21 protein-coding genes, 1 tRNA gene, 1 other RNA gene and 1 pseudogene are annotated in these 25,743 nt (G+C 44.9%); 18 read left to right on the forward strand and 6 right to left on the reverse strand.

The features are described 5' to 3' along the window. The first annotated feature begins 16 nt into the window (after positions 1-16). From AB4Z50_RS33685 to AB4Z50_RS33695, 3 genes are all read left to right on the forward strand, one after another. Entirely contained in the window at positions 17-982 is a 966-nt protein-coding gene (locus tag AB4Z50_RS33685) for a gluconeogenesis factor YvcK family protein (protein WP_339206022.1), read from the forward strand. Positions 983-988: 6 nt separating this feature from the next. Further along, complete coding sequence (whiA, locus tag AB4Z50_RS33690; protein ID WP_076270746.1) at positions 989-1,918, forward strand: DNA-binding protein WhiA; 930 nt, start codon at positions 989-991, stop codon at positions 1,916-1,918. A 205-nt stretch (positions 1,919-2,123) separates the two neighbouring features. Then, entirely contained in the window at positions 2,124-2,393 is a 270-nt protein-coding gene (locus AB4Z50_RS33695) for an HPr family phosphocarrier protein (RefSeq protein WP_028609180.1), read from the forward strand. Between the two features lie 172 nt (positions 2,394-2,565). Here the strand turns inward: AB4Z50_RS33695 and clpP are convergent, their stop codons facing one another. Together clpP and AB4Z50_RS33705 are read right to left on the reverse strand one after the other, a co-directional pair. Next, complete coding sequence (clpP, locus tag AB4Z50_RS33700; protein WP_169091151.1) at positions 2,566-3,150, reverse strand: ATP-dependent Clp endopeptidase proteolytic subunit ClpP; 585 nt, start codon at positions 3,148-3,150, stop codon at positions 2,566-2,568. A gap of 316 nt (positions 3,151-3,466) precedes the next feature. After that, positions 3,467-3,541: transfer RNA gene (locus AB4Z50_RS33705), tRNA-Arg, on the reverse strand. Positions 3,542-3,815: 274 nt separating this feature from the next. Between AB4Z50_RS33705 and AB4Z50_RS33710 the strand changes: the two genes are divergently transcribed. The 10 genes from AB4Z50_RS33710 to AB4Z50_RS33755 all read left to right on the forward strand — a co-directional run bounded on the left by AB4Z50_RS33710 (position 3,816) and on the right by AB4Z50_RS33755 (position 15,885). Next, positions 3,816-4,880: a sugar-binding transcriptional regulator gene (locus tag AB4Z50_RS33710; RefSeq protein ID WP_339206024.1), complete on the forward strand. Its 1,065-nt coding sequence runs from the start codon at positions 3,816-3,818 to the stop codon at positions 4,878-4,880. 88 nt (positions 4,881-4,968) lie between these two features. After that, positions 4,969-5,973 carry a type I glyceraldehyde-3-phosphate dehydrogenase gene (gene gap / locus AB4Z50_RS33715; RefSeq protein WP_054025940.1) on the forward strand — a complete coding sequence of 335 codons (1,005 nt, stop codon included), beginning with the start codon at positions 4,969-4,971 and terminating at the stop codon, positions 5,971-5,973. A 175-nt stretch (positions 5,974-6,148) separates the two neighbouring features. Further along, a complete protein-coding gene (locus AB4Z50_RS33720) occupies positions 6,149-7,333 on the forward strand; it encodes a phosphoglycerate kinase (protein WP_430063728.1) in 1,185 nt (394 codons plus the stop codon). Positions 7,334-7,372: 39 nt separating this feature from the next. Further along, positions 7,373-8,131 carry a triose-phosphate isomerase gene (tpiA, locus tag AB4Z50_RS33725; RefSeq protein ID WP_076270742.1) on the forward strand — a complete coding sequence of 253 codons (759 nt, stop codon included), beginning with the start codon at positions 7,373-7,375 and terminating at the stop codon, positions 8,129-8,131. 1 nt (position 8,132) lies between these two features. Beyond that, positions 8,133-9,674, forward strand: coding sequence for a 2,3-bisphosphoglycerate-independent phosphoglycerate mutase (gene gpmI / locus AB4Z50_RS33730; RefSeq protein ID WP_076270741.1), 1,542 nt, complete (start codon positions 8,133-8,135; stop codon positions 9,672-9,674). A 25-nt stretch (positions 9,675-9,699) separates the two neighbouring features. Continuing rightward, positions 9,700-10,992, forward strand: a complete 1,293-nt coding sequence (gene eno, locus AB4Z50_RS33735) for a phosphopyruvate hydratase (RefSeq protein ID WP_076270740.1) — start codon at positions 9,700-9,702, stop codon at positions 10,990-10,992. Between the two features lie 118 nt (positions 10,993-11,110). Beyond that, positions 11,111-11,878 (forward strand): sugar phosphate isomerase/epimerase family protein, encoded by a 768-nt coding sequence (locus tag AB4Z50_RS33740; protein WP_430063731.1) that lies wholly within the window; start codon positions 11,111-11,113, stop codon positions 11,876-11,878. Between the two features lie 98 nt (positions 11,879-11,976). Beyond that, positions 11,977-12,213 carry a preprotein translocase subunit SecG gene (gene secG, locus AB4Z50_RS33745; protein ID WP_054025946.1) on the forward strand — a complete coding sequence of 79 codons (237 nt, stop codon included), beginning with the start codon at positions 11,977-11,979 and terminating at the stop codon, positions 12,211-12,213. 170 nt (positions 12,214-12,383) lie between these two features. Then, on the forward strand, positions 12,384-15,428 hold the full coding sequence (gene rnr, locus AB4Z50_RS33750; protein ID WP_441886409.1) for a ribonuclease R: 3,045 nt from the start codon (positions 12,384-12,386) through the stop codon (positions 15,426-15,428). Positions 15,429-15,684: 256 nt separating this feature from the next. Further along, the gene (locus AB4Z50_RS33755) at positions 15,685-15,885 is read left to right on the forward strand and encodes a cold-shock protein (RefSeq protein WP_028609190.1); all 201 of its coding nucleotides are present in this window, start codon (positions 15,685-15,687) and stop codon (positions 15,883-15,885) included. Between the two features lie 88 nt (positions 15,886-15,973). Here the strand turns inward: AB4Z50_RS33755 and AB4Z50_RS33760 are convergent, their stop codons facing one another. Continuing rightward, a complete protein-coding gene (locus tag AB4Z50_RS33760; protein ID WP_441886412.1) occupies positions 15,974-16,702 on the reverse strand; it encodes a copper homeostasis protein CutC in 729 nt (242 codons plus the stop codon). A 137-nt stretch (positions 16,703-16,839) separates the two neighbouring features. Here AB4Z50_RS33760 and smpB point away from each other — a divergent pair, with 137 nt between their 5' ends. From smpB to AB4Z50_RS33775, 3 genes are all read left to right on the forward strand, one after another. Further along, positions 16,840-17,319: an SsrA-binding protein SmpB gene (gene smpB, locus AB4Z50_RS33765; protein ID WP_076270736.1), complete on the forward strand. Its 480-nt coding sequence runs from the start codon at positions 16,840-16,842 to the stop codon at positions 17,317-17,319. A gap of 257 nt (positions 17,320-17,576) precedes the next feature. Then, positions 17,577-17,942: a transfer-messenger RNA gene (ssrA, locus tag AB4Z50_RS33770) on the forward strand. Positions 17,943-18,150: 208 nt separating this feature from the next. Next, positions 18,151-18,675 (forward strand): phosphotransferase-like protein, encoded by a 525-nt coding sequence (locus tag AB4Z50_RS33775; RefSeq protein WP_441886414.1) that lies wholly within the window; start codon positions 18,151-18,153, stop codon positions 18,673-18,675. Positions 18,676-18,826: 151 nt separating this feature from the next. Here the strand turns inward: AB4Z50_RS33775 and AB4Z50_RS33780 are convergent. Both AB4Z50_RS33780 and AB4Z50_RS33785 read right to left on the reverse strand, forming a co-directional pair. Next, positions 18,827-20,026, reverse strand: a pseudogene (locus AB4Z50_RS33780) (IS110 family transposase). 281 nt (positions 20,027-20,307) lie between these two features. After that, entirely contained in the window at positions 20,308-21,612 is a 1,305-nt protein-coding gene (locus AB4Z50_RS33785) for an amidohydrolase family protein (RefSeq protein ID WP_441886417.1), read from the reverse strand. Positions 21,613-21,768: 156 nt separating this feature from the next. On the opposite strand from AB4Z50_RS33785, the gene AB4Z50_RS33790 reads away from it, so the two are divergent. Then, a complete protein-coding gene (locus AB4Z50_RS33790; protein ID WP_441886419.1) occupies positions 21,769-22,197 on the forward strand; it encodes a MarR family winged helix-turn-helix transcriptional regulator in 429 nt (142 codons plus the stop codon). 334 nt (positions 22,198-22,531) lie between these two features. Here AB4Z50_RS33790 and AB4Z50_RS33795 read toward each other — a convergent pair whose 3' ends face one another. After that, positions 22,532-23,266, reverse strand: coding sequence for a stalk domain-containing protein (locus tag AB4Z50_RS33795; RefSeq protein WP_441886422.1), 735 nt, complete (start codon positions 23,264-23,266; stop codon positions 22,532-22,534). Positions 23,267-24,663: 1,397 nt separating this feature from the next. On the opposite strand from AB4Z50_RS33795, the gene AB4Z50_RS33800 reads away from it, so the two are divergent. Beyond that, positions 24,664-25,110, forward strand: a complete 447-nt coding sequence (locus tag AB4Z50_RS33800; RefSeq protein ID WP_364145309.1) for a hypothetical protein — start codon at positions 24,664-24,666, stop codon at positions 25,108-25,110. Positions 25,111-25,743 lie beyond the last annotated feature (633 nt).

Raw genomic sequence — 25,743 nt, forward strand, 5'->3', positions numbered from 1 at the left:
AAGTAGACACAAGATAATGAGACGGCCTAAAATCGTCGTAATTGGCGGCGGTACAGGTCTCTCTGTTATGCTGCGAGGTCTTAAGGAGAAGCCGCTCGATATTACCGCGATTGTTACGGTTGCCGATGATGGCGGGAGCTCAGGCATTTTACGCAATGAGCTGCAAATTCCGCCTCCGGGTGACATTCGGAACGTACTTATGGCATTAGCGGATGCTGAGCCGCTGCTGACTGAGGTTCTTCAGTATCGTTTCAAAACGGTACCGGGACTTGCAGGCCACAGCCTTGGCAATCTTATGCTGGCAGCAATGACCGATATATCCGGCGACTTTGTAACTGGGATTCGTGAGCTGAGCCGTGTGTTAGCGGTTCGAGGACGGGTTCTGCCCGCAGCGAATCAGGCTATCGTACTTAAAGCGGAAATGGCTGATGGCAGCATTGTCACAGGGGAATCCATGATTCCGAAAGCTGGCAAGGTCATTAAACGAGTGTTTTTGGAACCAGCCGATGTCGAACCGCTGCGAGAGGCAGTCGAGGCCATTGAACAGGCCGATGCTATATTGATTGGACCGGGCAGCTTATATACAAGTATTATTCCAAACTTGCTAGTTCCTAAACTGGCAACTGCCATCGTGGAATCAGAAGCCGTAAAATTATTTGTATGTAATGTTATGACCCAGCCTGGGGAAACTGATAATTATTCGGTAGGCGATCACCTTGATGCCATTCATGCTCATATCGGTCAACATCTATTCGATTATGTCATTGTAAATGACGGCGAAATTCCGCCGCAAATCGAAAGCAGATATGCTGAGCTTGGCGCAAAGGCCGTCCATTTGGATTTAGATGCAGTTACGCAAAAGGGTTATGAAGTCATTGCGGATCGGCTAGTATTGTTTCGCACTTTTCTTCGGCATGATGCCGAACGCTTAAGCCATCATATTTATAAGCTGGTAGAGAACTGGATGTTACGAAAGAGGTGATACACAATGTCATTTGCGGCCCAAACAAAGAAAGAGCTGACATTAATTGAAGCGGACAGCTGCTGTGAGATAGCGGAGCTATCTGCACTCATACGGATGAATGGTTCGGTTAGCGTATCTAGCCGCAAAGTCGTTTTGGACATCTCAACGGAAAATGCCGCGATTGCCAGAAGGATTTATTCCCTGCTCAAAAAACATTATGATGTGCATGTAGAACTGCTTGTCCGTAAAAAGATGAGATTGAAAAAAAACAACGTGTATATTGTCCGTATACCGGCTAGAGTTCAGGAAATATTAAGCGAGCTCAAAATTGTATCGGAAGGTTTTATGTTCAATTTAGGCATCGATAAGGAAATCATTCGCAAGCCTTGCTGCAAACGCTCCTATCTACGGGGTGCGTTTCTTGCTGGCGGATCGGTTAACAATCCAGAAGGTTCATCTTATCATTTGGAAATCTCTTCGATGTACCAAGAGCATTGTGAGTCGTTAGTTGACCTTGCGAACAAATTTGATCTTAACGCGAGATGCATTGAGCGAAAAAAGGGATTTATCTTCTACATCAAAGAGGGCGAGAAAATAATTGAGCTCCTCAATATTATTGGTGCGCACCAAGCTCTGTTCAAGTTTGAAGATGTTCGAATCATGCGCGACATGCGCAATTCAGTAAACCGGATCGTAAACTGCGAAACGGCCAATCTAAATAAAACGATCGGTGCAGCTGTTCGTCAGATCGAGAACATTAAGCTGCTTCAACGTGAAGTAGGACTGGATAGCTTGCCTGATAAGCTGAAGGAAGTAGCTGAGATAAGGCTTCAGCATCCGGATATGAATTTGACTGAGGTCGGCGAAATGCTCGGAGGAAAGGTCAGTAAGTCGGGCGTAAACCATCGTTTGCGCAAAATCGACGCACTTGCGGAAAAAATCCGCGGTGTCTGAACTTTTATCCTAGTGCATCAGCTGGTATAATGATATAATAATTTAAAATGACGCAATTTTTAAAGATAAGAATAAGCAGCATTGATACTTACACATCTTATCTTTGTCCGGAAACGAGCTTTTGCAGCCAGAAGACGGCAAACAGAGCCGTATAAGCTTTTGCCGCATGCTAATGATTGAGAAAAATATAGGGGGTATGGTTTCCATGACAAGGCTTCCGGTTGTTGTTCGTCTTAAGACTGGACTACATGCAAGACCAGCAGCATTATTCGTACAAGAAGCGAACAAATTTTCCTCCGAAGTATTTGTAGAGAAAGACGACAAAAAAGTAAATGCTAAATCCATAATGGGTATTATGAGTTTGGCTATCAGTTCTGGCACTGAAGTATCCATTAGTGCCGAGGGTTCGGACGCAGAACAGGCTGTAAACGCTTTAGTCGCTTTGGTAAGCAAAGAAGAGCTGGAGAACCAATAATGAAGAAGGAGAGAAGTCACGCAGGTTCATTATGAGCTTGCGGCGGCAGCTCTTTTTTTATATGGAATGTACAATAATCTTACGAATGTGTTTGCACTAAAAAAAAGAGCAGGCTCGGATGAATCCGAACTTGCTCTTTTTTGCGTTCAAACCTATGACCTAGCGGAATGAATTATGCGAGTTTCTCAATTACTTTATCAACCAAGCCATATTCTTTGGCTTCTGCTGCACTCATGAAGTAATCGCGGTCTGTATCTTTCTCGATACGTTCAAGCGATTGTCCACTGCGCTCTGCCAAAATACCGTTCAGCTTGTCGCGCATGCCGATAATGCGTTTCGCACGAATGGCGATATCGCTTGCTTGGCCTTCTGCACCGCCAAGTGGCTGATGGATCATGACTTCGCTGTTCGGAAGCGCATAACGTTTGCCAATTGCACCTGCAGTAAGCAAGAAAGCACCCATAGAAGCAGCCATACCTACACAAATCGTAGATACATCAGGTTTAATATATTGCATCGTATCGTAAATAGCCATGCCTGCCGTAATTGAGCCGCCCGGGCTGTTAATATAAAGAGAAATGTCCTTCTCAGGGTCGTCTGCCGCCAGGAATAACAATTGAGCGATGATGGAGTTTGCCACCACGTCGTTTACACCTGATCCTAGAAAAATAATGCGATCTTTCAGTAGGCGAGAGTAAATGTCATACGCACGCTCACCCCGATTGTTTTGCTCAATAACCATAGGAACGAAATTCATATCCAACGTAAGCCCCCTCCTAAAAAACAATGAATGGTTAAATCGTATTCTCATAATAACGGATGAAAAGTCAAAAGTCAAAGATAGTCAAACAGGTCTGTAATTCCCTTGCTGCGTATACGAAAAAAATGGGTTTGAAGTGGATTGGATGAAATATACAAGCGCAATTTGGAGTGTTTTCCATGAGGCATAGGTTGGATGTTGTAGCGGGAGATTAATCACTTGGGTGTTGCTTAAAATAAAAAAAACGTTCCAGCGTATAGGAACGGTTCGTGTGTATCAATATAGAGTTTGAACTTGCGATAATAAAAAGTAATGGCGCGCCCGCAAGGAATCGAACCTAGATCTCAGCCTTCGGAGGGCTGCGTCATATCCATTGGACCACGGGCGCATAAGGAAAAGCTGCTGTTGCTGCTATCTGCTTCTGTAAGAAAATAGTCGCAAAAATGATTATATGATATTAAAGATTTTAAAGCAAGCGATGTTCAAAAATTAAATTTGTTAAAAATGCGTCGGAAACCGTTTCCAATTGATAATCGGCTATTGCTACAATCGGTTATTTCCGATAAACTAAAGGTGGGACTTGAAATGATACCGCGGGACATATTGAGTCCAACGTATTTTGAACCGAATACGCTATAGGCCGATGGAGTGAAGGATGAGAAATGCGTCAGATCATTGAACTGCAGCAGCAGCTTGTGCCTGATCTGCTAGAGGTCATGAAGAAACGATATTCGATTTTGCATCAAGTAATGGTATCGGATTTAATCGGACGTCGAACGTTGGCTTCTGTATTATCGATGACGGAGCGTATGCTTCGGGCAGAGACCGATTTTCTAAAGACGCAGGGGTTGCTCGAGATTCATTCGGGAGGCATGCGGATTAGCGATTCAGGCAAGCTTCTATTAGAGCAGCTTGAGCCATTCTACAAGACAATGTTCGGACTATCCGAACTGGAGGAAACGATTCGCAGCCACTACGGCCTATCGCAGGTCATTATAGTTGCTGGCGATTCGGAAGTCTCTGCCCAAACAAAGCGAGAGCTTGGACGTGCGGGATGTCAGGTGCTTATCAAGGTAATGCAGCCTAACGACGTTGTAGCTGTAACAGGCGGAACGACGATTGCACAGCTGTCGAATCAACTGATTAGTTCTTCTCAGCTGAATACGAACTTGTTCGTACCGGCTAGAGGCGGTCTAGGGGAGAGCTTGGATTACCAAGCGAATACGATTGCTTCCATGATGGCTAAGCGTACAGGAGCGCAGTATAGACTTCTACATGTGCCGGATCATCTGGGAGAGGAAGCTTTTGCATCTATTATGCAGGAGCCGAACATTCGAGAAATTGTGGATGTCATCCGCAGTGCTCGCATCGTTGTACATGGTATCGGAGATGCTATGGTTATGGCAAGACGCAGGCGGCTAGAGCGTGAAGTTATTGATGCTATGGAAGCTGAGGGTGCTTTGGCGGAGTCGTTCGGGTTTTATTTTGACCGAAAAGGCGCTGTCGTGCACAAAATGCAAACGGTGGGGTTACGGCTCGAGGATATTGTTAAAACTGAAGTTGTTATAGGTGTTGCTGGCGGCAAGAGCAAAGGCGAGGCTATAGCGGCAGTGATGCGCTTTGGACACAATGATGTACTCGTAACGGATGAAGCAGCGGCACTTGAAATCGTAGCTTTGATCGATCAAGAGAAGCACAGTCAAGAAGAAGGCAATAAGGAATCATGACAATTTGCAAATTGCTGTTAAGGCATACCTGCAAAATGTCTTGAAATATATTCATAAATCTTTTAAAAACGCTTAGGAGGAAACAAAAATGGTTAAAGTTGGTATTAATGGTTTTGGTCGCATCGGCCGTAACGTATTCCGCGCAGCACTGAACAACCCTGATGTTCAAATCGTGGCAGTAAATGATCTTACGGATACTGCAACACTGGCACATCTTCTGAAATACGATACAACACACGGTCAACTTGACGGTACTGTAGAAGCTAAAGAAGGCGCGCTTATCGTAAATGGCCGCGAAATCAAAGTATTCGCAGAGCGCAACCCTGCAGACCTTCCTTGGAGTTCGGTAGGCGTTGAAATCGTAGTTGAATCAACTGGTATTTTCACAGCGAAAGAAAAAGCTGAGCTTCACTTGCAAGGCGGCGCTAAAAAAGTTATCATCTCCGCACCTGCAACGAACGAAGATATTACAGTGGTTATCGGCGTTAACGAAGATAAATACGACGCTGCGGCACACACCATTATTTCCAACGCTTCTTGCACAACGAACTGCCTTGCTCCTTTCGCAAAAGTATTGAACGACAAATTCGGAATCGTTAAAGGTATGATGACTACAATTCACTCATACACAAATGACCAATCCGTTCTTGACGTTCCTCACAAAGACTTGCGTCGTGCTCGCGCAGCTGCTGAGAACATCATTCCTTCTTCAACTGGCGCAGCGAAAGCTGTTTCACTAGTTCTTCCAGAGCTTAAAGGTAAATTGAACGGTATGGCTATGCGTGTTCCTACGCCTAACGTTTCCGTAACTGACCTTGTTGCTGAGCTTAAAGTTAATGTAACTGTTGAAGAAGTTAACGCTGCATTCAAAGAAGCTTCAGAAGGCGCTCTTAAAGGCATCATGAACTACAACGAATTGCCGCTTGTATCTAGCGACTACAACACTGATCCTGCTTCTTCTACAATTGATGGTCTTTCGACTATGGTTGTTGAAGGCAACATGGTTAAAGTTATTTCATGGTACGACAACGAGTGGGGCTACTCTAACCGCGTAGTTGATCTTGCTGCTTACATTGCTAGCAAAGGTCTGTAAGCAAAGAAGACGGACTAAAGACCGCAGCATACCGCGCATGCGGAGCTAAGGTTTTTGATTTGCGGCTTCTAGAGTCGTAAGTCATGGGGGCGTTTCTTCTTTGAAGGAACGCCCTTCTTTTTTTTGTATTCTACCGTTATACCTTTCCATAACACATTTTCGGGAGGCTTCATAGATGAATAAGAAAAGTGTACGTGATGTTGCAGAACTAGCTGGTAAACGAGTATTTGTTCGCGTTGATTTTAACGTGCCGCTTGAAGATGGAAAAATTACGGATGACAAACGTATTCGTGAAACGCTTCCTACAATCAACTTTTTGATCGAAAAAGGCGCAAAAGTTATTCTTGCAAGCCATCTTGGACGTCCAAACGGTCAAGTAGTAGAAGAGCTTCGCCACACAGCTTCCGCAGCACGTCTATCTGAGCTGCTAGGCAAGCAAGTAACGAAAGCGAACGAAGCTATCGGTGAAGCTGTCGAAGCACAAGTTGCTGCACTAAACAACGGTGATGTGCTATTGCTTGAAAACGTACGTTTCTATGAAGGCGAAGAGAAAAACGATCCAGAACTAGCGAAAGCTTTTGCAAAACTTGCTGACCTGTTCGTAAACGATGCATTCGGCGCTGCTCACCGCGCTCACGCTTCGACAGAAGGCATTGCACACATTTTGCCAGCTGTATCAGGCCTTCTTATGGAGAGAGAGCTTGAAGTACTAGGCAAAGCGCTTAACAACCCAGAGCGTCCTTTCACAGCAATCGTTGGCGGTTCGAAAGTTAAAGACAAAATCGCTGTAATCGATAAAATGCTTGAAATTGCTGACAATGTCATCATTGGCGGCGGCTTGTCTTATACATTCTTCAAAGCACAAGGTCATGAAATCGGCAAATCGCTTGTAGACAACAGCAAGCTTGATTTGGCTCTCGAGTTCATGGAAAAAGCGAAAAAACTAGGCAAAAACTTCTTGATCCCAGTTGATATCGTTGTAACTGACGATTTCAGCGCTAACGCTAACACGCAAATCGTTGACGTTGACAGCATCCCTGCTGATTGGGAAGGTATCGACATCGGTCCTAAAACACGTGAACTTTATGCTGATGTGATCAAAAACTCCAAGCTGGTTGTATGGAACGGACCTATGGGTGTATTCGAAATCGAGCCATTCTCCCATGGTACACAAGCCGTTGCTCGCGCTTGCGCAGAAACAGCTGGCTATACTGTAATTGGCGGCGGCGATTCCGCAGCAGCAGCTGAGAAATTCCACCTAGCTGACAAAATGGACTTCATCTCGACAGGCGGCGGCGCTTCCCTAGAGTTTATGGAAGGCAAAGTGCTTCCAGGCGTAGTTGCTCTTAACGATAAATAATACATTTACCCAACTATATAGATTTGAGGAGGATTACGCATGAGCAACAGAACACCGATTATTGCAGGTAACTGGAAAATGTTTAAAACGGTATCCGAGGCTGTAACATTTTTCTCCGAAATTAAAGGTAAAGCTGAAGTTGCAGGTGTAGAGAGCGTGATCTGCGCGCCATACACAACACTTCCGGCACTTGTTGAAGCTGCAAAAGGTACGTCGATTGCTATTGGAGCACAAAACGTACATTTTGAAGACAACGGTGCATTCACAGGTGAAATCAGCGGCGTTATGCTGAAGGATCTTGGTGTGAAATACGTAATTATCGGTCACTCCGAGCGCCGCGCTTATTTCGCGGAATCAGATGAGATCGTAAACAAGAAGGTTCATGCTTCCTTCAAAAATGGCTTGCTTCCTATCGTTTGTGTAGGCGAGAAGCTGGAAGAGCGCGAAGCTGGACAAACAAAAGAAGTATGCAAAGTGCAAACGGAAGCGGCTTTTGTTGGCCTATCTGCAGCACAAGCAGCTGAAGTTGTTATCGCTTATGAGCCAATCTGGGCTATCGGTACTGGCAAATCTTCTACTTCCGAGGATGCACAAGATGTTATCGGTTATATCCGCAGCGTTGTTGCTGGTCTTTATGATCAAGCGACTGCTGATGCGGTTCGCATTCAATACGGCGGCAGCGTGAAGCCTAATAACGTAGCTGAGTACATGGGTCAAGCTGATATTGACGGTGCACTTGTTGGGGGAGCGAGCTTGGAGCCTGCATCCTACATCGCACTGGTCGAGGGGGCCAAGTAATATGGCTGCTCCGAAACCTGTAGCGCTTATTATTCTCGACGGCTTCGGTTTGCGCGATGATGTAACGGGCAACGCGGTTGCACAAGCAAACAAACCAAACTATGACCGTTACTGGTCAACTTATCCGCATACGACATTGACAGCATGCGGCGAAGCGGTTGGACTTCCTGAAGGTCAAATGGGCAACTCCGAGGTTGGCCACTTGAACATCGGCGCAGGCCGCATCGTTTATCAGGATTTGACTCGTATTAGTAAATCGATCCGCGATGGTGAATTTTACGACAATGAGACGATCCTCGGTGCTGTTCGCCATGTAAAAACAAATAGCAAAAAGCTTCATCTATACGGCTTGCTGTCGGATGGAGGCGTTCATAGCCACATTGAGCATTTGTTCGCATTGCTCGATCTAGCGAAGAAGGAAGAGCTTGAAGAAGTGTACATTCATGCTTTCCTTGATGGCCGCGACGTGTCCCCGGACAGTGCAAAGGGCTATCTAGAGCGTCTTCAAGCCAAAATCGAAGAGGTTGGCGTAGGCCGCATTGCGACGGTTCAAGGCCGTTACTATGCAATGGACCGCGACAAGCGCTGGGAGCGGACGGAGAAATCCTACCGCGCTATGGTATATGGCGAGGGCCCTCAATATTTCGATCCGATTCAAGCGGTAGTTGAATCCTACGAGAAATCGGTTTATGATGAATTCGTTATGCCAACGGTTATTGTAGACGGTGAAAACAAGCCAGTTGGCCTTGTTGAATCCGAGGACGCAGTGATTTTCTTCAACTTCCGTCCTGACCGTGCGATTCAATTGTCGCAAGTATTCACGAACGAGGACTTCCGCGGCTTTGACCGTGGCGAGAAGCGCCCTGTTAATCTGTATTTCGTCTGCTTGACGCTATTCAGTGAAACCGTTGGCGGATTCGTTGCGTATTCACCAAAGAACCTTGATAATACGCTTGGCGAAGTGCTCGTGCAAAACAACAAGACTCAATTACGTACTGCAGAAACAGAAAAATATCCGCACGTTACATTTTTCTTCAGCGGCGGACGCGATCATGAGCTTCCTGGCGAAACTCGTGTGCTTATTAACTCCCCTAAGGTCGCAACGTACGATCTCAAGCCGGAAATGAGCGCATATGAGCTAGCTGAGTCCACGGTACGCGAGATTGAATCTGACAAGCATGACGCAATCATTCTGAATTTCGCCAACCCTGATATGGTAGGCCACTCCGGCATGCTGGAGCCTACGATCAAAGCGGTTGAAGCGACGGATGAATGCCTTGGCAAAGTAGTGGAAGCTGTACTAGCCAAAGGCGGCGTCTGCATCATCACGGCTGACCATGGTAATGCTGACATGGTGTTCGACGAGAATGGCCGTCCGTTTACGGCACATACAACGAACCCGGTTCCGCTTATCGTAACGAAAGCAGGGGAGACTCTTCGCGACGGCGGTATTCTTGCAGATATCGCACCAACGGTTCTTGATCTGCTTGAGCTTGCTAAACCAGCTGAAATGACGGGCATTACATTAATCAACAAAAAATAAAACTTTAAAAGGAGTGTTTTCTCTCATGTCAATTATCGTTGATGTATACGCACGTGAAGTGCTTGATTCCCGCGGGAATCCAACTGTAGAAGTAGAGGTTTCTCTTGAGTCTGGCGGCAAAGGCCGTGCAATCGTTCCATCCGGCGCTTCCACTGGCGCATACGAAGCTGTTGAGCTTCGTGACGGCGACAAATCCCGTTACCTTGGTAAAGGCGTTTTGAAAGCTGTTGAAAATGTTAACACTGAAATCGCTCCTGAAATCATTGGCCTTGACGCTCTTGATCAAGTAGCTATCGACCGCAAAATGATCGAGCTTGATGGTACTCCAAACAAAGCTAAGCTAGGCGCTAACGCAATTCTAGCTGTATCGATGGCAGTAGCTCGCGCAGCTGCTGACGCTCTTGATGTACCTCTTTACACTTACCTTGGCGGATTCAACGCTAAGACGCTTCCAGTTCCAATGATGAACATCATCAACGGCGGCGAGCACGCTGACAACAACATCGACGTTCAAGAATTTATGGTTCTTCCTGTTGGTGCTGAAAGCTTCAAAGAAGCGCTTCGTATCGGCGCAGAAATTTTCCACAACCTAAAAGCAGTATTGCATGATAAAGGCCTTAACACAGCTGTTGGCGACGAAGGCGGCTTTGCTCCTAACCTTGGTTCAAACGAAGAAGCAATTACAACAATTATCTCGGCTATCGAGCGCGCAGGCTACAAGCCAGGCGTTGACGTATTCCTAGGTATGGACGTTGCTTCCACTGAGTTCTTCAAAGACGGTAAATACGTGCTTGCAGGCGAAGGCAAATCGTTTACACCTGCTGAGTTCGTTGACCTACTTGCTTCATGGGCTGACAAATACCCAATCCTTACAATCGAAGACGGCTGTTCTGAAGACGATTGGGATGGTTGGAAATTGCTTACTGAGAAGCTTGGCAAAAAAGTTCAACTCGTTGGTGACGATCTGTTCGTTACGAACACTGAGCGTCTATCCGATGGTATCGACAAAGGCGTAGGTAACTCTATCCTTGTAAAAGTTAACCAAATCGGTACGCTTACTGAAACTTTTGATGCAATCGAAATGGCTAAACGCGCTGGTTACACAGCAGTTATCTCTCACCGTTCAGGCGAGAGCGAAGACAGCACAATCGCTGACATCGCTGTAGCTACAAACGCTGGCCAAATCAAAACAGGCGCTCCTTCCCGTACGGACCGCGTTGCGAAATACAACCAATTGCTTCGCATTGAGGACCAACTTGGTTCGACAGCTCAATACGCTGGCAAATCAGCTTTCTACAACTTGAAACACGTAAAATAAGACGCATTTAGCGGCTTATATAGAAGGGTATGCCTCATCAGGCATATCCTTCTTTTTTTTTCGCTCATACAGGACATAATAAGAGGGTAAAGCATCAACGATTAGGCGGTGTGTTTGATTGGCAAAACCTGTTATAGGTATTCAAATGTATTCTCTTCGTGATCAAACGGAGATCGATTTTTTGTCCACCCTGGAGAAGGTAGCCAAAATCGGCTATAAAGCGGTAGAATTCACAGGGTATTTCAAAATGCCGGCCAAAGAGTTGAAAAGCAAGATGGATGGACTCGGATTAATTGCCCCCTCCGTTCATGTACCTTTGAATTTTAGCGATACCAAGCAAATGGAGTCTGATTTTGAAGGACAAATTGAATATGCCATGGAGCTTGATGTGACTTATATTATTACGCCTTGGTCGCCGCTTCCTGAACTTCCGACAAAGGATAATGTGCAGTATTTAGTTGATGTTTTCACAAAATGCGCAAAACAGGTGAAGGCAACAGGTATGCAATACGGCTACCATAATCATGATTTTGAATTTAAGCTGGTGGAGAAGAAGCCTATTATCGATCAAATATTGTCGGATGTTCCAGAGGAGCTCTTGCAGATGGAGTTTGATTTGGGCTGGATTTATATCGCTGGTTATAAACCGGCTGATTATTTGAAGAAATATAAGGGACGCGTTCCTTGCGTGCATTTGAAAGACTTTTTGAAAGGGCGGAAGGATGCAGAAATCGGCAAAGGCGAGGTAGGTTATGATGAGCTGTTAAAAGAGCTTGAGCCTGCAGGCGTTAAGTATATGTTTGTAGAGCAGGAGCAATTTAGCTCAAGCTCCCTTGATAGCGCAGCAAATAATTTTAACTATTTGAAAGAGCATGGCTTTGCGTGAACAGCGAGAATAAGGCCTGTCCTATTGTAATTTGTGCCCATCTATGGTACACTCGATTTATGTGTTTCTACGGAGCTCCTATGCTGGAGGTGGAATGAATGGATATCATATTGAAAATCGTGCTTGTTATATTTTCTGTCGGCCTTATTGCTGTCGTATTGTTGCAAAAAGGTAAGAGTGCAGGCTTGTCCGGAGCGATTACGGGTGGCGCTGAGCACCTTTTCGGAAAACAGAAAGCGCGCGGTTTGGATTTGTTCTTGCAACGTTTGACAGTTGCTCTTGCAGCTGGTTTCTTCATATTGGCGCTTGTTGTATCTTACTTCGTAAAACAATAACGAACACACACGCAGAAAGCGAGGATATTCCTCGCTTTTTTTGTATTTTCATCATATTCACGGATGCTGGGCTTCCATTTCGTGTATACTACAAGTTATATGATAATCTATCAACCTGCTGCAAATGGCGCTAGAGCAATACGGCAGGTTTATGAGGAGAAAAACTAATAATGATTAATTACGAGCAGGAACTGCTTGATTTTATGAGAGAGACGGCGTATAAGCCGATGACGTACCAAGAGCTTGAGAAACATTTTGGTATCGTAGATGCAGTGGAGTTTAAGGAGTTCCTTAAGCTGCTGAACAAATTAGAGGATGAAGGCAAAATCATTCGTACGCCAAATGATCATTACGGCGTGCCGGAACGAATGAACTTATTGCGCGGCAAGCTGCAATCGCATGCCAAGGGCTTCGGTTTTCTAATCCCGGATGAGAAGGATCATGGAGATGTGTATTTGCACGCCAATGATTTGAAGAGCGCAATGAATGGAGACATCATTCTGGTTCGTGTCACTTCGAGAAGTGAGCATGGAGGCCGGATGGAGGGCGAGGTCGTCCGTATTGTAGAACGTGCCGTTACGCAAATCGTAGGAACGTTCGAGGATCACGAGGTTTATGCTTTTGTCGTGCCTGATGATAAACGGATCAATCGGGATATCTTTATTCCAAAAGGCGGCTATCAAGGTGCTGTCCCCGGACAGAAGGTTGTCGTTAAAATCGTTTCCTATCCAGAAGGGCGTTCTGCTGCTGAAGGGGAAATTGTCGAAATTTTGGGACATAAAAATGATCCCGGTGTCGACATCCTGTCGATTATTCGCAAGCATCAGCTGCCAGTGGGCTTTCCTGATGAAGTAATGAGAGAAGCTGAAGCGGCACCTGATTCCATTACAGACGATGAGATTGTGCAGCAAGGCAGACGAGATTTGCGCGATGAGGTCATCGTGACGATAGATGGCGAGGACGCAAAGGATCTAGATGATGCGGTGCATGTGAAGCGTCTGGAGAACGGCAATTATTTGTTAGGTGTACATATTGCCGATGTCGGCTATTACGTAAAAGAAAATTCAGAGCTCGATCAAGAAGCATACCTTAGAGGCTGCAGCGTATATTTGGTGGATCGCGTTATTCCGATGCTGCCGCATCGTTTGTCGAATGGCATATGCTCGCTCAACCCGCAGGTTGATCGTCTGACGCTTTCATGTGAAATGGAATTTGATGCGGCGACGCTTAAGCGTGTACGTCATGATGTGTTTACGAGTGTGATTCGCACGAAAGAGCGTATGACCTATACGAATGTGAAAAAAATATTGACTGCAACGGAAGAAGAGCCGCAAACCGAGTTGAAAGAGCGTTACGCCGGCTTGCTTGATATGTTTGGCTTGATGGAGGATCTAGCGATGCGTCTTCGTTCAAAACGAATGAAGCGCGGAGCGATTGACTTCGATTTCCAAGAGTCTAAGGTTATCGTGGATGAGAACGGCAAAGCGGTTGATATTGTGAAGCGCGAGCGTTCGGTAGCGGAGCAAATCATCGAGGAATTTATGCTCGTGGCGAATGAAACGGTGGCCGAGCATTTTCACTGGCTTCGTGTGCCGTTCCTTTACCGTATCCATGAAGATCCGTCACAAGAGAAATTGCTTAACTTCGTTCAGTTTGCAGCAAACTTCGGTTATGTCGTGAAGGGCAAAGGCAATTCCATTCATCCAAAAGCATTGCAAACGCTGCTTGAGGACATTCGCGGCACGAAGGAAGCGACCGTTATTTCCACTGTGATGCTTCGTTCGATGAAGCAGGCGAAATACGATGCGGAGAGCTTGGGGCATTTTGGCCTTGCAGCTGAGTTTTATTCACACTTTACATCCCCAATTCGCCGATATCCTGACTTGGTCATTCACCGTATCATTCGCGAGGTGCTTGATGGCAAAGGCCAATTGACGGAAGCAAGACATGAGTCGCTAACGGCAAGGATGCCGGAAATTGCGCAGCATTCCTCGGAACGTGAGCGTGTAGCGGTTGATGCAGAGCGTGACACAGAGCAGTTGAAAAAATGTGAATTCATGCTCGATAAAGTGGGCGAAGAGTTCGAAGGCATTATTAGCAGCGTAACGAGCTTCGGCATGTTTATCGAATTGGACAATTCGGTCGAAGGTTTAATTCGTTTGAGCGACATGTCTGATGATTACTATAACTTCCATGAGCAGCATATGATATTGGTCGGCGAGCGTACGTCCAAAGTGTACCGAATTGGCGATGAAGTTAAAATTCGCGTTACTCGGGTGAGCATGACGGAGCATACGATTGATTTCGAGCTTGTAGATATGAAGCCGCGCAGCGGCTATAAAGGCATACCAAGCAGTGGTTTTGGCGGCGGCGAACGCGGCGGCAAAAAACGCGGTGGTTTCGGTGATCGCAATCGCGGCGGCAGAGGCGAGCGCACAGGAAGTGCGGGCGGCAAAGGTCAAGGCGGTGCAGGTGAGGGCAACCGCGGAAGAGGCGAGCGCGGAGCGAGCGGTGCTGGCAAAGGTCAAGGTGGCGCAAGCGAAGTTTACCGTGGCAAAAACGAGCGCGGAGCAAGCGCGGCTGGCAAAGGTCAAGGCGGTGCAGCCGAAGGTTATCGTGGTAAAACGGATCGCGGTGCAAACGCGGGAGGTAAAGGTCAAGGCGGTGCAGCCGAGGGCGGCCGCGGCAAAGGTCGCGGAGGCAAAGGCGGACGCGGCGGATTTGGCGGCGGCGTCGATCGCAGCGTGGTTGGCATTGTCGAGCAGGCCAATCCATGGCGCATCGATGCACCTGATAGCGGGCGCGGCGGCAAGCGGCGCGGACGTGGAGGCGAAGGCGCAGCCGGAGCTGGCGTGAACGACGGTGGAAATCCGGCGGAGCGTGGGCCGGGGCAAGAGGCGGATTTGTCGCCGGGCAACGGTAGAGATTCGTCGCGCGGGAACAATGCGCGTACGGATATGTGGGGCCTGCCCATCCGCAATAGCGGCGGGCCAGGCGGAAATGGTCGTGGAGCCGGGCAGCGGCGGAGCGATGGAAGTGGCGGCGGCGCGAAGCGGCGGCATACGCCGCAGGGCGGCGTGGTCGGTAGTGAGCGAGGCGCGGAATTGCCGAGCGTGGAAGGCAGCGGCGGCGATGCGGTGAAGAGCAAGCGGAAGAAAAAAAGCGGAGGCGGCGGTAACGCCACAGCTGCTTTTGTCCGGAAAAATCGCAAATAAATAAGGGCGGCGACTTCCGTTCTATGGCATAATTGGAAGTCGCCGTGATCTGGGCAATTTGGGAAAATATATTTAAGCTCGTCACTTGCATTTTAATTCTGGGTATAGTACACTCAAATCAATCGATAATATGAACCTGAATTCACATATTGAAAAGGGTATCATTATAGTCATGAAACCCTTTCCAATGTGTGAATTTTTTGTTTAAAGACAAACCAGGCGCATATTAATATTATTTTTTTGGAGGTTTTTACACATGCAACAAGGTACAGTTAAATGGTTTAACGCAGAAAAAGGTTTCGGCTTTATCGAAGTTGAAGGCGGCAACGATGTATTCGTACATTTCTCCGCAATCACTGGCGAAGGCTTCAAAACTCTTGAAGAAGGACAACGCGTAGAATTTAACGTTGTTCAAGGCAACCGTGGACCACAAGCAGAAAACGTTGTAAAGCTGTAGTAGCTTACGAACGTTGATAAAACCGCCTTTGACCTTTTAGGTTGAGGGCGGTTTTTTTGTGCATAAAAGGAGCTTCTGTTTTGTTCCTTTATAGGAATTCGTTAAGTAATTGACGGGCATGACGAACGAGCATTCCATCGATAGGAGAATCTGTTCCACCGGTTCTAACACCAGTTCCGAGATGAATGGCTTGTGCTCCGGTAAATTTTATAAAGGCAGGCAATGAAGGAACCGATAGACCGCTTCCAGGGAGTATGGTAACAGTATGTCCAATAGTTTGTTTAACCAACCTATTAATTTGATCTGTTGCTTCAAGAACGCTCGGTTTACCGCCTGAGGTAAGTATCCATTTGATTTGAGGGTATTTTAGGAGTGTGGCTAGAGCCTCTTCTTGGTCAGGCACCTCATCAAATGCTCGGTGGAAGGTAACAGGACGATCACCAGCAGCTTCCAATAAACTTTCTAAAGCATCTGTATTAATAGTCCCATCAAGCTGAAGCGTGCCTAAGACGAACGCATGAACGCCTAATGTACGCATTCTGATCATTTGAGCAGTCATTTCACTAAGATCTGCCTTATCGTAAACAAAGGACTTGCTATGAGGCCTAACCATCGCATGTACGGGATATACTTTAGTTATAGGTGTGTGATTAGCTTGCTCGAGCCGTTTTAACGCCTCAAGCACCGAAACCGTAATGTCCTCTTGTGGAGTTAGTCCACCTTCTTCAAAGGCGGATATAAGCTCTACACGGTCCGCACCGTGCACTACAGCTGTAACCGCTTCATCTGCAGTCGTAGCAATGATTTCAAGCAGCATGGGAAATCTCCTTTTTGGGCAGGGCGATAGAGCGGGATGCTCCATAGCCGCCTTGATTTTCGTTGTTAAAGTTGTTACAATGAACACCAGTATACGTGCAACCATTATTTTAGCTTAATTAAGTCGAGGTGACTAGCATGGGTAAGAAGAGTGACGGCAAGCAGCTCGCCCAGAATAAGAAAGCTTCCCATGACTATTTCATTGAGGAAACGTTCGAAGCTGGCATGGTGCTTTTGGGTACAGAAATTAAATCGCTGCGAACGGGTCGTGCAAATATTAGTGATGCATTTGCTACCATTCGTAACGGCGAAATTTTCATACACAATATGCACATTAGTCCGTTCGAGCAAGGGAATATTCACAACCCTACCGATCCAACGCGTGCTCGCAAGCTGTTGATGCACAAGATGCAAATTCATAAGCTTCTAGGCTTATCCAAGCAAGAAGGTTATGCTATTGTACCCTTGAAGATTTATGTGCGCAATGGTTATGCGAAGTTATTGATTGGTCTCGGTAAAGGTAAGAAGCAATACGACAAGCGCGATAGTGCAGCTAAACGTGATGCTCAGCGTGACATTCAGCGTGTGCTGCGTGAGAAACAGAAGGTTTCTAACTAAGGTGTAGATTTCCATGGCAGCAAGCGACCATGATTGCCAATAACAATTGTGCACGGAAGCAGCTGATTCGTGGTATACTAAGACAGTAGCAACGGCAAAACAATCAATAAATGCAAGTGCATGCGTGCTAGACAATCGGAACAGCCTGCTTGGTCAGATGCTGATCCTTAATCCTAAAGCTTCAATTGAGCTAAACGTTAGTGTGGATCTACTCTTTGGAGTAGTGTTAATCTGCAGCTAACCGTTTATGCAAAATTGGGGGCGTTTATGGATTCGACGGGGATTGTACGAGCGCGGGTTGCGGGTAGCGGGGAGTCGTCCGCTTCATCAACGCTAAAGCCTATTAAACGGCAAACAACAAACAAACTACGCTTTCGCAGCCTAAGAAACTGTGTGCGTGCTTCTACCCAGCATCGTCCATGTGACTGGATTAGGGGCTAACAAGTAGTGGAATACGCTGTCTCATCTCCGCCTGCGGTGAGCTGAAGAAGACAATCAGGCTGACCTTAGCGAAAGCCGGTTACGGGGCGTTTGCTTGGGTGACATCAAAACTGTGACTACACCCGTAGAAGCCTGTGTGGCGTGATCTTCGGACAGGGGTTCAAATCCCCTCGCCTCCACCAATACCATGAAGAAACCCGACCTCGTGAGGTCGGGTTTTTTGATTTTTTAGTCATGTTAAGAGCATGTCTTTTATTAAAATAACGGGCAGGATTAATTATAACAGTTCTTTACATCACCACGTTTTGGTGCAAATGTTATACTAATCAGGAAATCACCGTTACCATAGTATTCTTTTTTTATGATCATGAATAAGAGAGGCATATTAAGATGAAAAAAGGGGAAATCGTATTTCTAAATGGTGTAACTAGTGCTGGGAAAACATCTATAGTAGATGCTATACAGATAAAATCAGATGAATTTTTTTATGTTGTTGCAAATGACCTTTTTGAGAATACAATAGGCGATAACTATCTCCGTGAAGATTATTGGAAATATTTAAGTGATGCAATTATTATGATGTATCATACTGCTAAACTATTTTCTGACCATGGTAAGAATGTACTAATAGACGGAATTTTGGTTGAAAGACCCGAATTAAAACCGCATTATGAAAAAGTTAAGGATATATTTGCGGGGTATCCTTTCTATATTGTCGAAGTTTTTTGTCCTTTAGACATTTGTCGCCAAAGAAATATTGAACGTGGAGATAGAACCGAAGACCAATCTGAGTGGCAAAATAATATTATGGCCAAAGATATACAATACAATTGTACTGTCAATACACACATAAATTCCTCAGAAGAATGTGCAGATTCAATTATAAAGTATTTATTTGATAGGTCCGAGGTTTAAGCTATCGGGGAACGTTTGTTTTATAAAAAAACGAAAGCAGCCGACCACAATGATTGGCTGCTTCATTACACTATTCTAGCTAATAGCTTGTCAATATTTAAAACTTAATGGATGTTGAGGAAGCTTACCTAAGCAGGATAGTGTTTCCTACTTAGGTAAGACGAAATGCTTCTTTATGGGTAAGAATCGCGAAAATCCAGTGAATGAGCTTATTTACACAGGCAATGACAGCCACTTTAAACGGCTTGCCCTCGGCACGCTTTTTATCGTAAAAGGCTCGGAGTTTTTGGATGCGCGAGCTACGCAGACCGCATCGTACGGTCAGATACAAGGTTGTTCGAAGCCTTCTGGAACCGCGTTTGGTAATCCTATTTCGGGTTGCTGTAAACTTGCCGGAAGAGAAGACGCTAGGGTCGACACCGGCAAATGCAACAAGCTTCTTTGCATGATCAAATCGATCGATTTCTCCGACTTCTGCCAGTATTGTTGCAGCAATTCTGGTGCCAATGCCGGGTATCGATTGGATCAACCCATACTCATGTAATTCTGCAGCCAGAGCATCTATGGACTGGTCGAGGTTTGCTAGGTGCTCTTGGTACTGTAGAAGCAGATTAATAAGCAGTTCCAGCGAGATGAGACGGCTTGAAAAAGCTGTTTTCTTGAAAGGGTTTCGCTCCGCAGCAGCTGTTAATTTCAGCGCGCGCTCAAGCGACCAAGCGGAATTCGACCGCCCAGACAGAGACTGGATCGTCGCTGTGATGTCATTCAGAGACTTAGTCAGCACTGCGGAAGAGGTAGGGTGAAGAGCCAGAAAACGAAGAGATACTTTCGAGTACAGGTCTCCAAACACGCCACGGTATTCCGGAAAGACTTGATCAAGGACAGCTTGAAACTGTAGCTTCGCTTGCGCATACATATCAGTTAGAGAATCAAACTGCCTTGTCAGATAGCGTAGATTCATCATAAATTGTCCTCATTTTTTGTACGGTTCTAATTCTTCCTTGTAGAACAATTCCCCTAGTTGATAGGCGTCCGCCATATCCGTTTTCACTTTGCGTAGGCTGGTTTTTATGGCCTGGTGTGAAATTAACGGATTGATGACAATATACAAGTATTGATGTTCATCTAGAAACTGAATGACGGGGCTATGGTAGTGTCCAGTTGCTTCTAACACGACTGCCGGGCGCAGTCCAGTAATGCATTCGAGCTCCTGCACAAAATTCAAGAAAGACGCCAGTCCCTCAAGATTATGCTCAAACTGAAAGATTTTTCCTTGCGGTATTCCTCGGTTAGTGAATGCTTGTGCATGACTTTCTCCTTTGGAAACATCCAGTCCGATTACAGGATTCATGGAACCACTCCTTGTTATATATTCGCCGGAAGCCCCTAACCTTCTTGTCGTCCACATTATCGTATGTGATTCGTGGTCATGCCCCAACTAGCCTAATCATGGTATAACAAGTAGGGGGGATGAACGGAATAGCTATCGAGATCCAAGTCTCACGGGCAGAAACGTTCGATCCCCGGCTACCGCAATCTTACGACCATGCAAAAATGAGGTCGACCAGTAATTTCTGGTGACCTCATAATACGAACGGGCAGGATAGTTTCAATGATAAATATAATTAACATTTATTTCTGTACACCTTTGAACCATATAGCTTTAATAGAAAGGGTATCCGAGATATTGGTAGTCGGGTCGCCATTGACCAGTACTAGGTCAGCGCGCGCACCTTCGGCAATACGGCCACGATCATAAAGACCAAACCGGCGGGCCGGTTTCGAGGTAGCCGATTGAAGTGCTTCTATTGGAGTGAACCCGGCTGTAACCAGTAATTGCAATTCATGATGTACGCTGGCTCCATGAGCAAGGCCGCCAAGGTTCGGAACGGGGACGGGGGCGACATCCGTCCCAACCAGAATATCCACACCGGCCCTGTGAAGATCCATCACATTTTTAAAGCTATTTTCTATATTGCCTTGAGGGAAAGTATTAAAGCTTGAGTTCAAAATATCGATCCATTCCGGACTTAATTTGGAATGAACACGTGGGTCATTCGCCAACTGCGATGCTGGGTTCCCAATAATGGATGAGTTCAAAACCAAGCACGGTGTAACAAACGCGCCAGAATCGACGATGGATTGCACTAGCTCCTGCGTGTAATCGGGTCTATCGATAAACAGGTGGCCCAATCCGTCTACGCCTAGATCGATGGCGGTTTGTGTAGAATGAGCAGTCAAGACGTGGGCGATGACGACTTTATCGAACTTATGGGCTTCTTCCACCGCTGCTTTTAGAATTTCGTCGCTTAAAACAGGCAGTCCAGGAGCGCCCATGACTGTTCCTTCTTCAATCATAATTTTTACATAGTCGGCTCCATTCYCCACTTGGGTATGCACATGTTTAATCGCTTCTTCCACCGTTGTTACTTGCGGTACTTCTTCGTGATCGTGGGCGTAAGCGGCTAGCATAGCATCCCGGTCTTCCTTCGATAACTTCTCCAATTCCTTTAATACGAATTCTGGAATCTCATCACCATCTGGCAGCAATTCATCCGGGTGACCACCAGGAGCGGTGATTGCCGTACCTGCAGAACGGACATCGGCGATGTCATCCGTATTTTTCAATTGGATTGCACGTCCTCTTTCTGTAAAGTCACCGTTCATTTCGAGTTCTGTCGTCACACCGAAATTTAATGCATCCCTTAATCCACCGATGGAAGTATGAACATGCGCATCAATTAAGCCGGGCAATAATGTTGCATCCTCAGCATCGATGATTGTTGCATTCCCCGGAATGTCACCACCTACTGCAATAACGGTTTCCCCTTTGATGACAATACTCCTTGATTCTATTACTTTTTCTCCATCAAAAATACGCACATTCGTAATAGCAGTAATTTTTTCTGCTGAAGAGCTTTGGACTACATTCTTCATATTGTTATCCTCCTTGGATATGCCTTACAACAATTCGAAGTATAACTGTTAGTAAACTAACTGTCAACAAACTAATATTTAATTGACATGAAAGTTAGATATTTGTATAGTTTACTTACTAACAGTTAGTTTCTAATAATATGAGGAGGTACGCTCATGGAGCCTCGCAAGAATTCGACTTATCTGGATTTGTTTCAGGTTATTGGCCTTAAGTTAAAGAAAAAAGCGGACGAGAGCATAAAAGAGTTAGGGTTAAACGCTCAACAAGGAAAAATAATTGGCTATATCTACGAAAACCAAGAAACTGAATTGATTCAGAGGGATCTTGCTGATCGGTTTCATCTGCGCGGGGCTAGCATCACAGGTATGCTTCAAGGTCTTGAGCAAAGAGGATTCATCGAGCGGAAAATCCCAGTCAATAATGAACGACAAAAAAATATTTATGTTTTGCCAAAGGCCATTGAATTGATTGAAGATTTTAATGAATCCTTTCAAAAAGTGGAGGAAGAAATCGTTCAAGCCCTTTCCGAAGATGAGAAACAAATCTTAAAGGAATTGTTGATCAAAATTAATGAACGCTTATAATTGCGTTTGGAATCTACCCCGTAGATTGGGGTACTTAATTCAACTAACGGAGAACGTTAGTTGAACAAATTAGGGGCGGTTTGCTACGGCAGCTGCTCCATTTCTTTATTAAGCTAACGGGCAGTTTAGTTCCAATATGATAAAATTATAGGGACAGGTAACGTTAGTTCAATAAAACATACTTCATTTTCCTTGAACACCAAGGTATGGGCATGCCTTTCCAGCTATCGCTCCTTTCTGCTTGAAAATGGGAAAGCAAATGCAAAAAAGCCCTCCATATTCATGAGAATATGGAGGGCTTTTTTTAAAAAAATCAGTTAACATGCTTAGATAATCAAGCTTCCGTGTTTTTATCGATGATAATAGCGCTGGAGGTTTCTGTATCCCATGTTACATTGGTGTTCAGTGCTTCGCTTAGAAAACGTAGTGGTACTAAAACACTGTTGCTTTTAACCTTACCGGCAACGTCAAGCGTAACGGTTTTCCCATTAATCGTAGCGATTTTGCTGCCTAGCGTCAGTTTGACCACGACACCATCACGCGTAACGGTCACCGTTTTCGAAACATTATCATAAGTAACTACGGCGTCCAGCGACTCGGAGATCGCGCGGAACGGAACAAGCGTGCGTCCGCTCTCAACAACGGGAGATACTTCAGTACCTAGCGTTTTGCCATTTACATAAACCTTCACTTTTTTGTCGCCGAGCTTCACTTTGATCTTGCTAAGTTTCTTATATTCTTCAATATTGGCAGGATCTTGCGAGACAACCTCAGCTTGCACTTCTGCTGCAGCTTTTAGTTCTCCATCCTTCTCCAATGTAGTAACCAGTGTAGCTAAACTAGTGTCAGCATTCACATCAATGTTATATTTTGTTTTAAGCAGCTCCGCAATCCGAACGCCTGCGGGTTTATCTTTGACGTTTTCATACGCATTTTGAAGACCTTTAGAGCCATCGTTCTTTCCGTCGTCATAAACGGAACCGCTCACAGTAGTATCTTCTGCTTCTACTTTAATAGTTGCTTCGTTTTTGCCTTGATTTCCAGGTGCGGCAAAAGCAGTGGACGCCATTAGGCTAAGTGAAATTACTCCAGCCAAAATTATGGATTTTTTTATTTTATTACCTCCATGAGTATGTAGTTTGTACAACACCTACAACTATTCGGAGGGCATAAAGTTTTTTTGAGGGTACACTGAAATACTTAATTACAGGATATATGAAGTATCTCCTACTAATGTGAAATTTGTTAAAGAGGGAGGAGATGTATCTCCAGAGGCATACGACTAATCTGTATTTTACTGGTAGACCCATTATGCTAACGAAACACGATACGATAGTTGAACACCGAAAGGGCTTCCGCGTGTTAGTCCTTCGTTAAGCTAACTGGCAGAAGAGTTCTAATAAAACTACTGTTCATCGTCCTAAGAAAACTCGTTATTCTGAAGGTATATCTTCGTTATTAAATGAAGGCATAAGATCTTGATCATAGGACGAATTTTTACTTTTATATTATTTTTCGAATAAGTTATCAATCATGCGTGAAACAATTTCGCCTTAAGTTACGTTTAATAAAATATGTGAAATGCCTAGATGGCAGGTAAACTTATTTGAAAATTTCGGCTAAACCTATTCATTTTTATGAAGTTCGTGGACCCAATGTGCCTTTCACACCGCGGAGTAAAAAATTTTATGAAATGAATCGATGTTCTTCAAGAATTGGTTCGTGATTGAAAATAACGGTAGGCTAAGCCTTCATTTTTGTTAATAACCAAAAAGAGAACCCCAGCTCGAAAAGCTGGGGCCATGGCTCCTCTGGTGACTCTCAAACACCGGAGGAGTAACAAAGGTTATGAAATGAACGCGATGTTCACCAGTATCTCGTTCACAATTCATAATATAAAGGATGTCAGCTTATTTGTCATTTCCAAAAAACTGGATAAAAATACAGGGATAGTCAGCATTATTGCTTCTATTCAGTTTATATAATATATTTAAAGGTTTGAGAATAGATTCTAACCGTTTAATACTTTCTTAATCATTATGTAATAAAACCCTCTATACCCCAAAAAATAGTTTTTTAATTAATATTAATGTTAAATTGGCTTTAGAATAGGCAAACTAAAAAGTTTAAAATGTGCTTAATAAAATAATTAAATGGTTGATTCTTCAATTGTTGTTTATCCGAAGGTGTAGGCCACGTGGATACATTAAAATATTCTCACCTGCATCACGCTAATGGGTACGATAGTTCAATGATAGCAGCGGCGTTCAAGGACTTTATTTCTCGTCCATGGCTGCCGTCGTATTCGGACCAAACTGTCTATTAGTGTGTATTGATATCCACTCATGTACAATAGAAAGTACGTTTTTCAATTCTATTAAATGTGCTTATCTACTAGTAATACCGCACAAACAAATCTATCAATTTTATATATACTATATTATTCCCCATATAGGAGATGATATAGTGAAAATTAAAACATCAGCTAAGAGAGTAGTAAAGACCAGCGCGATGAAGAAAAAATTGAACACTCAGTTAAAAAAGCAAGTTCGGGTGAAAAACACCACTTCGGGTACTGTTAGAAGCACAGGTGTTCTCAAAAAAAATCCGAGTACAACATTTGCCCATACCGAAGTCATGAATCGGAGATCTTCACCGATAACCGCAACCGTTATGGTCTTTAATTGGGATACCAATTCACCAGTAAGAATTGGTAACAACACCGTTACCATACCAGCCAATTCCCTTAGATTTTTCAATACAAATCTCGCTGGTGTCAACGATCACTATGAAGTAGTTGTCATCCTTTCAGCTACTTCAAATGTTATTGTTAACCATTTCGGAGTAGCTGGGGATGTACCGCAAGATGGTAACATCGTTCTGGATCGTGACCTTATTTCAATTACGTTATAACATGTTATAAAAAAGCGCCCATAATTGGGCGCTTTTTTATTGCACAGTATTATCTATTTGTCTTTGTAAATGCCTATAAGTGCTTATATATCAACGTTTATGGATATATCAGCATAGGACCATACCGTTCATCTCAATTGTTGAACTAACGGGCAGGATCGTTCCAACGCCAAYGGGCAGAAACCGCTCGCTTATTCGCAGGATTTCGCCCGGATAGTAAGGGGGGGGAAGACATGAAGGGAATACCCTGTTAGACTTCGGTAACATGAAGGCGCACGGGAATAGAGGAGGGATATAACCATCCTATATACTTCCATTTACTGCACGCATTCTCCACGCCACCCTTGGAGGTTTTCACTCCCATGTCTTAACGGGTCTATGCCCTCTCATTCCTTCGTTACGCCTATCCAAGGGGTGGAGGCCAGTCTTGCTAACGGTACGGGTCGGTGCCCTTTGGTTTAATGCATCAGGTACTCCGTGCTTTCTTTGAAATCCTGCGAATAAGCCAAAACTCGTACAACGAAACGGGTTGTATGGTTAAGCTGCTTGTAAGAGTGGTAACGTTTTATGTGGCATGTAGGCTTTACCGCTACGAGCCATTCCGACTAGTATTCTGGCCAATTTACCGCATAG

The organism is Paenibacillus sp. 2TAB26 (assembly GCF_052115145.1).
Classification (GTDB): domain Bacteria; phylum Bacillota; class Bacilli; order Paenibacillales; family Paenibacillaceae; genus Pristimantibacillus.

What these genes read in the sequence shown, in the direction of transcription:
- AB4Z50_RS33790 (WP_441886419.1), top strand. Translation starts at nt 21,769, where the DNA reads ATGGAGCCTCGCAAGAATTCGACTTATCTGGATTTGTTTCAGGTTATT.
- gpmI (WP_076270741.1), top strand. Translation starts at nt 8,133, where the DNA reads ATGGCTGCTCCGAAACCTGTAGCGCTTATTATTCTCGACGGCTTCGGT.
- clpP (WP_169091151.1), bottom strand. Translation starts at nt 3,150, where the DNA reads ATGAATTTCGTTCCTATGGTTATTGAGCAAAACAATCGGGGTGAGCGT.
- AB4Z50_RS33695 (WP_028609180.1), top strand. Translation starts at nt 2,124, where the DNA reads ATGACAAGGCTTCCGGTTGTTGTTCGTCTTAAGACTGGACTACATGCA.
- smpB (WP_076270736.1), top strand. Translation starts at nt 16,840, where the DNA reads ATGGGTAAGAAGAGTGACGGCAAGCAGCTCGCCCAGAATAAGAAAGCT.
- eno (WP_076270740.1), top strand. Translation starts at nt 9,700, where the DNA reads ATGTCAATTATCGTTGATGTATACGCACGTGAAGTGCTTGATTCCCGC.
- AB4Z50_RS33710 (WP_339206024.1), top strand. Translation starts at nt 3,816, where the DNA reads ATGCGTCAGATCATTGAACTGCAGCAGCAGCTTGTGCCTGATCTGCTA.
- rnr (WP_441886409.1), top strand. Translation starts at nt 12,384, where the DNA reads ATGATTAATTACGAGCAGGAACTGCTTGATTTTATGAGAGAGACGGCG.
- AB4Z50_RS33685 (WP_339206022.1), top strand. Translation starts at nt 17, where the DNA reads ATGAGACGGCCTAAAATCGTCGTAATTGGCGGCGGTACAGGTCTCTCT.
- AB4Z50_RS33755 (WP_028609190.1), top strand. Translation starts at nt 15,685, where the DNA reads ATGCAACAAGGTACAGTTAAATGGTTTAACGCAGAAAAAGGTTTCGGC.
- AB4Z50_RS33760 (WP_441886412.1), bottom strand. Translation starts at nt 16,702, where the DNA reads ATGCTGCTTGAAATCATTGCTACGACTGCAGATGAAGCGGTTACAGCT.
- AB4Z50_RS33795 (WP_441886422.1), bottom strand. Translation starts at nt 23,266, where the DNA reads ATGGCGTCCACTGCTTTTGCCGCACCTGGAAATCAAGGCAAAAACGAA.
- tpiA (WP_076270742.1), top strand. Translation starts at nt 7,373, where the DNA reads ATGAGCAACAGAACACCGATTATTGCAGGTAACTGGAAAATGTTTAAA.
- AB4Z50_RS33775 (WP_441886414.1), top strand. Translation starts at nt 18,151, where the DNA reads ATGAAAAAAGGGGAAATCGTATTTCTAAATGGTGTAACTAGTGCTGGG.
- whiA (WP_076270746.1), top strand. Translation starts at nt 989, where the DNA reads ATGTCATTTGCGGCCCAAACAAAGAAAGAGCTGACATTAATTGAAGCG.
- secG (WP_054025946.1), top strand. Translation starts at nt 11,977, where the DNA reads ATGGATATCATATTGAAAATCGTGCTTGTTATATTTTCTGTCGGCCTT.
- AB4Z50_RS33720 (WP_430063728.1), top strand. Translation starts at nt 6,149, where the DNA reads ATGAATAAGAAAAGTGTACGTGATGTTGCAGAACTAGCTGGTAAACGA.
- gap (WP_054025940.1), top strand. Translation starts at nt 4,969, where the DNA reads ATGGTTAAAGTTGGTATTAATGGTTTTGGTCGCATCGGCCGTAACGTA.